The 471-nt window shown below is 70.1% G+C and carries 1 protein-coding gene; it reads right to left on the bottom strand.

Translation table 11 applies throughout. The features are described 5' to 3' along the window. A partial coding sequence (locus L6Q67_RS23740) for an EAL domain-containing protein (protein ID WP_296576040.1) occupies positions 1-471 on the bottom strand: 471 nt, incomplete at both ends.

Here is a 471-nt window from a genome sequence, read left to right on the forward strand (position 1 = left end):
GAGCCCGACGATGGCGCTCACCAGCGCCTGGTTGCCGGGGTTGCTGTCCAGGTCGGTGACGAAGGAGCGGTCGACCTTGATCTCGTCGATGGGGAAGCGCTGGAGGTAGCCGAGGGAGGAGTAGCCGGTGCCGAAGTCGTCGAGGGAGATCCCGATCTGGCGCGCGCGCAGGGCGTTGAGCACCTGCAGCGCGGCCACGTGGTCGTGCATCAGGGTGCCTTCGGTGATCTCGACGACCAGCTGGGACGCCGGCACGCCGGTGCGCGCGAGCACCTCGTCGATCAGCCGCACCACCCCGCCGCCATAGAAGCTGTGGGCCGACATGTTGATGCTGACCCGCCCGGGCGTGAGGCCCGCAGCCCGCCAGGCGGCGATCTGATCCACCGCCCGGGCCAGCAGCCAGTCGGTCATCGGGCGGATGAGGCCGCTCTGTTCGGCCAGCGGGATGAACTCGCCGGGGCTGACCATGCC

This window comes from Zoogloea sp., assembly GCF_023150065.1.
In the GTDB taxonomy this organism is placed as follows: domain Bacteria; phylum Pseudomonadota; class Gammaproteobacteria; order Burkholderiales; family Rhodocyclaceae; genus Zoogloea.